Annotated in this window: 7 protein-coding genes; 3 read left to right on the top strand and 4 right to left on the bottom strand. The window is 65.2% G+C overall.

The genetic code is table 11. The features are described 5' to 3' along the window. Positions 1 to 119: 119 nt before the first annotated feature. Positions 120 to 788: a GAD-like domain-containing protein gene (locus AC5O77_RS19335; RefSeq protein WP_478056879.1), complete on the bottom strand. Its 669-nt coding sequence runs from the start codon at positions 786 to 788 to the stop codon at positions 120 to 122. Positions 789 to 977: 189 nt separating this feature from the next. Here AC5O77_RS19335 and AC5O77_RS19330 point away from each other — a divergent pair, with 189 nt between their 5' ends. Further along, a complete protein-coding gene (locus tag AC5O77_RS19330; RefSeq protein WP_478056880.1) occupies positions 978 to 2,414 on the top strand; it encodes a serine hydrolase domain-containing protein in 1,437 nt (478 codons plus the stop codon). 187 nt (positions 2,415 to 2,601) lie between these two features. Beyond that, positions 2,602 to 4,713: a TonB-dependent receptor family protein gene (locus AC5O77_RS19325; protein WP_478056881.1), complete on the top strand. Its 2,112-nt coding sequence runs from the start codon at positions 2,602 to 2,604 to the stop codon at positions 4,711 to 4,713. Positions 4,714 to 4,759: 46 nt separating this feature from the next. Here the strand turns inward: AC5O77_RS19325 and AC5O77_RS19320 are convergent, their stop codons facing one another. The 3 genes from AC5O77_RS19320 to AC5O77_RS19310 form a co-directional block, all read right to left on the bottom strand. Next, positions 4,760 to 5,284 (bottom strand): hypothetical protein, encoded by a 525-nt coding sequence (locus tag AC5O77_RS19320; RefSeq protein ID WP_478056882.1) that lies wholly within the window; start codon positions 5,282 to 5,284, stop codon positions 4,760 to 4,762. Between the two features lie 254 nt (positions 5,285 to 5,538). Continuing rightward, positions 5,539 to 5,922 carry a nuclear transport factor 2 family protein gene (locus AC5O77_RS19315; RefSeq protein WP_049463189.1) on the bottom strand — a complete coding sequence of 128 codons (384 nt, stop codon included), beginning with the start codon at positions 5,920 to 5,922 and terminating at the stop codon, positions 5,539 to 5,541. Positions 5,923 to 5,974: 52 nt separating this feature from the next. Beyond that, positions 5,975 to 6,550 carry a TetR/AcrR family transcriptional regulator gene (locus tag AC5O77_RS19310; protein WP_478056883.1) on the bottom strand — a complete coding sequence of 192 codons (576 nt, stop codon included), beginning with the start codon at positions 6,548 to 6,550 and terminating at the stop codon, positions 5,975 to 5,977. A gap of 69 nt (positions 6,551 to 6,619) precedes the next feature. Here AC5O77_RS19310 and AC5O77_RS19305 point away from each other — a divergent pair, with 69 nt between their 5' ends. Then, positions 6,620 to 7,165, top strand: a complete 546-nt coding sequence (locus AC5O77_RS19305; RefSeq protein WP_049397600.1) for a thioesterase family protein — start codon at positions 6,620 to 6,622, stop codon at positions 7,163 to 7,165.

The following is a 7,165-nucleotide window of genomic DNA, read 5'->3' as shown; positions in this document are numbered from 1 at the left end:
AGATGTGTATAAGAGACAGCTACCGGAAGGCACCTGTAGAGCCGAGCCATGCTCGGCTCAATGCTTCCAGGGAAGGCAGCCAAGCATGGGCTCGGCTCTACATGATTGGGTCCTTCGGATCACTTCCGGGTCAGCGGTTTCACATTGTTCGCATAGCGTGGAAACGCAGGCGCGGCGAACTCCCTCAGCATGTGCAGGTGCGGCTGAAGCTTGAACCTGCGCAGATTGCCAATGGCTACTTCGCCGCCGCAAACCAGCGCTGGCTCAAAGCCATACATCTCATCCGCCATCAAGTGCCCGCAAGTGCTCACAACCCTGTCGAAAGGCAGCTCTTCGGCCCCATCCATCAGATCAAAGTCGTCAAGCTCCGCGCAAGCGAAGAATGCCTTGATGCCACCCTCCTGCCGTGCGAGAGACTTGGGTCTCAAACAGTTCTGAAGAGCAAATACTTCACTGCGGATCGGATCGATGCTCACGCCAGCGCCTGATGCTTCGCCGCACAGGTAGAGCCGTCCAAACCCGCTTCTGGCAAACACATGGTAGGTATCGATCAGGGGAAATGGCGTACCAGACAACCACATGTGCATCAGGCCTTCGTAGTCCTCGGGATTCACCGTCCACAGCCGTCCATTGCCATAGTTCGCCCATCCATCCCGACGCCAATAGCTCAAGAGCGATTCAGGCAAGATGCCCGCCCACTTGGAGAACGCGGTCTCTGGCACCGGATCGTGTTCAGTTGCCTCACCGAAGCTCTCGATGAAGAGCGCGAAATCTTCATCATCTTCCATTGTCCCTCCCATCTTGGACTGTTTCGTCGGCGTGGACTGAGGCGCTCTTATATCTGGTGCTTCATCAGATTCTAAGAGCTGTTTACGACAGACCATTGGAAATTCATTCATTCACATTGCCGCCAGCCCCGCTTGACCCGCTCTCCCGCCGTGACCAACATGCGCCATCACCGCTGACGGATCACCGCGATGTACCGCACCCTTGCTGCCGCATTGCTCTGTGCCCTGGCCATCGCCCTGCCCGCCTCGGCGCGTGACGTCCCTACCAGCCTCTCTTCCCGGCTCGACGCCCAACTGCAGAGCAACCGCGAGCGCTACGGCATCGCCGGCCAGGCGGTACTGGTCGCACACAATGGCCAAGTGCTCTACCAGGGCGCCAGCGGCGAGCGCGACCCGGCCACGCATGCACCGGCCACCGTCGATACCATCTTCGCCGCGCAGTCCATGGCCAAGCTGCTGACCAGCACACTGGTGATGCAGCTGGTCGACCAGGGCAAGGTGGATCTGGACGCACCGGCCAGCCGTTATGTTCCGGACCTACCGACGGCATGGCAGGCGATTCACGTACGCGATTTCCTCAACCACAGCTCGGGTATCGGCGAGTATTACGACCGGGTGGACAACCGCTGGGTGAGCAAGGGCTACACCGGAGTGGCGCCGGACCTTGCAGCAGCGCTGAAGGTGGCCGGCGCGACACCGATGCAGTTCGTCACCGGCAGCCGCGTGCAGTACACCCAGGCCAACTACCTGGTGCTGACCGCCTTGCTGGAAGCGCATTACGGCAAGCCCTACCCGGCCATCGCGCGCGAACGCATCCTGCAACCGCTGAAGATGACCAGCACCTCATGGGGCGTCACCAGCGTGCCAGCCACGCGCGCGGCGGTGCCTTACATCGGCAAGGACGGCCAACTGCAGCCGGCCAATGAAGACCCCTGGCCGAACTACGGTTGGGGCCACGCCGACCTGCAGACCACCGTGGGCGACATGAACCGATTCCTGCAGGCGCTGGCGACCGGCAAGCTGCTGCGCACGTCCACGCTGGAAACGCTCTGGCAGCCGCAGAAGCTGAGCGGCGGCGGCAGCAATTTCTTCTCCACCGGTTGGGACACCACTCGCAGCGACGGCTACACCCAGGTCGGCCACGATGGCGGCACCCGTGTACGTGCGCGGCTGGCCTACAAGGGCACGCTGGCCAACGGCTACTGGGTGTTCGTGTACCTGACCAACGGCGGCGCCCGCAATGTCTGGTCGAGCACGCTGGTGGAGAGCACGATGGCGGTGGCCGCGCCGGAGGAGTTCCCACATACGGTGTTGTCCGAGCGACTGATCGCGTATGCGCTGGATGACAGCGCCGGCTCGGCCGAAGCAGTGCATCGCTGGCTGCGCGACAGCAACAAGGTTGCTGCCAGTGAATTGGAACGCGCGATCAATGCCGATGGTTACGCGATCCGCGAGAGCCTCGGGGCGCGCAAGGCAGTGAAGGTGTTCACGCTCAACACCGAGCTGTATCCGGATTCGGCAAATGCCTGGGACAGCCTGGCGGAATGCCATGCGGCGCTGGGTGAGAAGGAAGCGGCCGATCGGCTGTATGCAAAGGCCAAGGCTCTGGCGAAGCCGGCTCTGTAGAGTCGAGCCGTGCTCGACTCCGGGACACAGAGGCAGTCGAGCAAGGCTCGACTCTACAGAAAGCGAAAGACAGTCGAGCAAGCTCGACTCTACAAGGAGCGCGGGCGGCCATACGCCGCCGATGGGTGACGTGACGCCGCCGACCTGTTAACTTGCGCGCCACTTTCGTGGTTTACAGCATTTCCGCATGTCGCTCTCGCCGTACCGCCCCACTCCCTCGCTGCTGTTCCTGGCCGTTTCCCTCGGCCTTTCCTCCACCGCCGCCGCGGCCCCGCAGGCCACCACGCTGGATGCGGTGCAGGTCACCGCTGCCGCCGATGCCAGCGCCCAGGCGCGCGAGGCGCTGAAGCGCGTACCAGGCGCCAGCAACGTCATCGACGTGGCCAAGGCCGACAGCCGCTTGTCCAGCAGCGCCGATGTGCTGGCCTACCAGCCAGGCATCAGCGCGCAGTCGCCGGGCAACGAGGGCACCAAGATCTCGATCCGTGGCTCGGGCATCAACCGTGGCCCGGGCGCGCACGCCTCGGGCATTGCGGTGTCGATCGACGGTCTGCCACTGACCGGCCCAGGCGGCACGCCCTACGAGCTGCTGGAACCGCTGTGGCTGTCGCGCGTGGAAGTCCTGCGCGGCGCCAACGGCTTCGAGCGCGGCGCGCTGGCGCTGGGCGGTGCCATCGACTACGTCAGCCGCAGCGGTCGTGATTCGGCGGGCGTACAGCTGCACTACGAAGCCGGCAGCCGTGGCTACCAGAAGCGCGGCATCAGCTGGGGCGGCGTCAGTGGTGATGTCGACTACTTCCTGGCCTACACCGATACCGAATTCGACGGTTACCAGCGCCATGCGCGCGGCGACGGCAAGGGCGCGATGGCCAACATCGGCTGGCAGATCACGCCCGATCTGCAGACGCGCTTCTTCGTGCGCTATCGCGAGACCAATCACGAAACGCCCGGTCGCCTGACCCGCGATCAGATCCGCAACGACCCACGTGCCGCGAATGCGGCCAACCTGGCTATCGATGCGCGTCGCCCGCAGCCGGGCAGCACTTGGGTGGGCAACGTCACCACGCTGCAGATCGATGAGGATTCCTCGCTGCAGGCCGGGCTGGTCTATCACACGTACCCGATGGACTTGAACGAGAGCCTGTACCGCCAGCAGCTGGACTACGCCAACCTCAATGCCACGCTGGACTATCGCCGCCGCCACCGGCTGTTCGGCCTGGACAGCGAAACCACGGTCGGCCTGCGCGTCACCCACGATCTGGACGCCGATGTGCGCGAGTCGCTGCGCTTTGCCAGCAACGGCTATGCCGCCGGCACGCGCACGCGTGATTTCCGCCACCACGGCACAGACAGCACGCTGCACGTCAGCAACACCCTGGCCTTCAACGACCGCCTGCGCATGCAGACCGGGCTGGCACTGATCAACACCCGCCGCGATGTGCAGGTGACCTGGCCGAGCAGCGGCGGCCGCCTGCGCGACCACGACTGGGACTACGCGCCCCGACTGGGCTTCACGTGGCAGCACAGCGCCCAGACCCAGTGGTTCGGCAACCTAAGCCGCTCGGTGGAAGCACCGCACCCGTGGTCGATGATCTGGGGCTCCAACCAGTACTTCGGGCCGGGCAATGGCCCGTCCACCGGCCGCCAGCGCGCGCCGGTACCGATGCAGAACCAGACCGCCACCACGCTGGAACTGGGCGCGCGCGGTGACGCGGCGCTGGGCCGCTGGGAACTGACCGGTTACTACGCACACGTGAACCACGAACTGCTGAGCGTCGAGCTGCAGCCGGTGCCGAACCTGTTCATCGCCGAGAACAACGCCAGCCCCACCGTGCACCGCGGCATCGAAGCCGGATTGGACAGCACCCTGTGGCAGGCTGCACCGGGCCGCCTGTCGCTGCGTCAGGCGTACACCTTCAGCGACCTCCGCTATCGCCACGATGCGCGTTTCGGCAGCAACCGCCTGCCCGGCCTGCCGCGCCACGCCTACCAGGCCGAGCTGCGCTTCGATCACGCATCCGGCCTGTACGCTGCGCTCAATACCGAATACGCCTCGCGCATCGCCGTCGACTACGCCAACAGCTACTGGGCCGACAGCCATGTGATCTTCGGCAGCCGCATCGGCTACGACGCACCCGGTGGCCGCTGGCAGGCCTGGGCGGAGATGCGCAACATCGGCAACCGCCACTACGCCGCCACGGTCACGCCGGGCTACAACGATGCCGGCAAGGATGTCGCCCGCTCGACACCGGGCGAAGGCCGTGGCATCTACGCTGGTGTGCGTTTGCGCTTTGACTGATGACCGCACGCGGCGCCGGGTGTGATCCAGCGCCGCCGTTTCAATGTCAGCTGATGCGCCACGCCGGCAGGCGCTCGCTGCGTTTCCAGATGGAAGGCGCGAAGCCGATCAGCACCATCGCCGCCAGCCACTTCGGTGAGGTATTGAGCAGTGTCGATGTGAGCGAGCCATCGACGGGGGCAGCCATTTCCTGCCACGGGTTGTAGCCCAGGTAGACGATGCTGCCAGCCCACCACAGCAACGCTAGGCCGATGCCCACCAGCAGCAGGGCCAGCGTGCGGCAGGTCCAGCGCTGCGAGGTGGTACCCCATTCGCGGGATACCGCCACCAACAGGCCCACCACCAGCAGCGAAATCAGGGCCACCAGGCCGATATCGACCTTGGGCCCAATGCGCTCATAAGTACAGGCGCGGCATTGCGCCTCTTCCGTAGCGGTGGTGGCGGCATTTTCGGTGACATCGGCCTGCCCGGCTGCGGGCTGCGCCAGTGCTGCAAACGGCAACAACACCGCCAGCAGCACCATCATGGTCCAACGAAACAACGTCCTGTTGCGGTGTGCAGCGACATCCATGCGCTCTTCCTCGTCAGTGGTGGTTGACAGCCGGCCACATACCTTGGCCTTGGCGCGGATCATAGCGCAGGGTAGGCCAGGAACGAAAAACTGGGCTCGGCCATCCACATGCGCCGCTACAGCTCGTGGAGCATGGGGGCTCAAGAGCCTGATGCAGCATGCGGACATCCTTGCCGGGCACGCGTAGGTGGTGATGGGCGGATTCTACCGCGGGCAGGTCCGCTGTCCAGACGGCGGACCTATGCCATCGATCCTCAGCTGCGGTCGATGATCCGCACGATGCGACCGTCCTCAAAAGCGAACTCGCTGCGTCCCTGCAGGGCCAGTTCCGTGCCCGCACTGGGACCATCGGGAATGTCCTGCGCGAACACGCCACGCCAGCCGATCCTGGCCAGCGCCATGCCATCCTCGAAGGTCAACTCGAGCAACCGCTGCTCGCGCTCGCGGAACAGCGGCGCCGATTGCCGTGCCAGTTCGCCGAAGGCATCGATGCCTTCGGTGACCATCGTCAGCTGGCTGCCGCTGTGGTTCTCGAATCGCACGTTATGCGCCAGCACCGCCAGCATGGCGTCGATGTCGAAGCGGTTGTAAGCCTGCAGGTAGTGCTCAATCAGGTGGCGGCAGTGCGATTCGTCCATGGCGGCGTCCAGTCAGGGCCCGCACCGAGTCTCCCGCGACCGTGCCGCCGGATCAAGGCCGCGCGGCGGCCTTCAGCAACTGCGCGGCCACCTGGTCGAACGGGGCGATGTCCTGCAGTGCGCGGCACATCGCCACCGCACCTTCCACGCTGGCAATCACCAGACTGGCCAGCCCACCTGCGGCGGCCGGATCGTGTCCGTCGGCGACGAACGCTGCGGCCAGATGGCCCTGCCAGCGCGCGAATACCTTTGCAGCTGCCGCGCGCGGCTGGCTGTGCACCGCGTCAACCGGCTCCTCCACCGCAGCGGCCAGCACCGGGCAGCCAGCGCGGAACCCGGAGCGCAGCAGGCGCTCGCGCCACATTGCCAGGAACTGCTGCAGGCCCTGCACCGCCCCGCCCTTCAGCAGCTCCACCAGCAACGCTTCGACCTTGTCGCCGGCCATATGGGTGGCACGCGCCAGCAGCTCCTGCTTGCCGCCGGGAAAGTGGTGATAGGTGGAACCCAGCGGCGCCTCAGCCAGCTTGGTCACCTCACGGATGCTGGTGGCATTGAGACCCACGCGCGCCAGCATCTGTGCCGCAGCATCAATCACGCGTTGAGGCGCATCAGAGGGTCGCGGGCTCACGGCAGGCTCCTTGCCAGGACAGTCGTCATAGATTAGCGTACCGGCGATTCTATAACAGTCGTCATAACCATGAATCTCTGGTTCCGCCTGCTCCACCTGCTGCTGTGCAGCCTGTTCCGGCCGAAGCTGGAGGCCCCATTCGGGGTCTCGCGGCTGCAGTTCCGGGTACTGCCCAATGACCTGGACAGCAACCTGCACATGACCAACGGCCGGTACTGGAACATCTTCGACCTGGGCCGGCTGGATCTGATCCTGCGCATGGGCCTGGGCCGGGTGGCGCTGCGCGAGAAGTGGGCACCGATCGTCGGTGCCGGCACCATCCAGTTCCGCCGCGAACTCAAGCCATTCCAGCGCTTCACCCTGGAAACGCGGCTGGTCGGCTGGGTCGGTTCGCGCGGCATCATGGAGCAACGCGTACTGATCGGGCCCGAGCAGAAGATCGCCACCCGTGCGCTGCTGGTCACCGGCATCTACGACCGCCGCGCACGGCAGTTCCTGGGCATGCCGAAGATGATGGAAGCGATCGGCGTGGTCGCCCCGCCGTCGCCGCCGCTCAGTGCGGCCGCCGAGGCGCTGCTGGCTGCCGATGCGGCGTTGAAGCAGGACGACGCCTGA

This window comes from Stenotrophomonas sp. INTA L402-1, assembly GCF_059295135.1.
This window is presented reverse-complemented; position numbering and strand designations above follow the sequence as displayed.

Excerpts from the sequence above, each read along its gene's own strand:
- AC5O77_RS19320 (WP_478056882.1), bottom strand. The coding sequence starts at position 5,284 with ATGGATGTCGCTGCACACCGCAACAGGACGTTGTTTCGTTGGACCATG.
- AC5O77_RS19325 (WP_478056881.1), top strand. The coding sequence starts at position 2,602 with ATGTCGCTCTCGCCGTACCGCCCCACTCCCTCGCTGCTGTTCCTGGCC.
- AC5O77_RS19315 (WP_049463189.1), bottom strand. The coding sequence starts at position 5,922 with ATGGACGAATCGCACTGCCGCCACCTGATTGAGCACTACCTGCAGGCT.
- AC5O77_RS19335 (WP_478056879.1), bottom strand. The coding sequence starts at position 788 with ATGGAAGATGATGAAGATTTCGCGCTCTTCATCGAGAGCTTCGGTGAG.
- AC5O77_RS19330 (WP_478056880.1), top strand. The coding sequence starts at position 978 with ATGTACCGCACCCTTGCTGCCGCATTGCTCTGTGCCCTGGCCATCGCC.
- AC5O77_RS19305 (WP_049397600.1), top strand. The coding sequence starts at position 6,620 with ATGAATCTCTGGTTCCGCCTGCTCCACCTGCTGCTGTGCAGCCTGTTC.